Source organism: Burkholderia cepacia, from assembly GCF_001039005.1.
Classification (GTDB): domain Bacteria; phylum Pseudomonadota; class Gammaproteobacteria; order Burkholderiales; family Burkholderiaceae; genus Burkholderia; species Burkholderia theae.
The window spans coordinates 1-515 of sequence record NZ_LDWR01000171.1; the positions used below are offsets into that span (position 1 = coordinate 1).

Annotated in this window: 1 pseudogene; it reads left to right on the plus strand. The window is 61.9% G+C overall.

Annotated elements, in window-relative coordinates:
- Nucleotides 1-382: 382 nt before the first annotated feature.
- A pseudogene (locus VL15_RS43745) lies at nt 383-515 on the plus strand (amino acid ABC transporter substrate-binding protein); the annotation flags it as partial.

A 515-nucleotide genomic window follows, 5' to 3' on the forward strand; every position in this document is an offset into this window, starting at 1 on the left:
ATCCTCGTAGATAACCGTCGTGCCGGCGGTAAAGCTGGGTCCGGCAAGACCGGACCTCGTCGTTTTTTGTCTGGCGGCTGCAGCAGGGTTGCTGCTACGCGCCATGCTCTGGGTAACGGCCGGCGTGGCGGGTTCTTGAGGCGATTTCGCGAGAAAAAAAGAGGGGGGCGCAAACGATTACGTTGCTGCTTTGCGGCATGAACGCGCGTTTGGAACGCATGGCACAAAAGGTGGGGCGAACCGGCGCGCGGCGAGTCAGGCGAAACGTGCGGCGCGGGCCGGTTTGCGCGCCACGGAAAACTTCTTTCACGGCCCGGCCACGCTGGAAGGTTGTTTACGCTTTCCCTGATGCGACGCGAATTTTGTCGGGCGTACGATCGCGATTCGATCAACGTTTCGTCAGGAGAAAAGCATGGATCGCCGCTTCCGTTGGCTGGCCGTCGCGCTGTCCTGTGCGCTGGCGGGCCCCGCGCATGCGCAGGCCCTCACCGGTACGCTGAAGAAGATCAAGGACA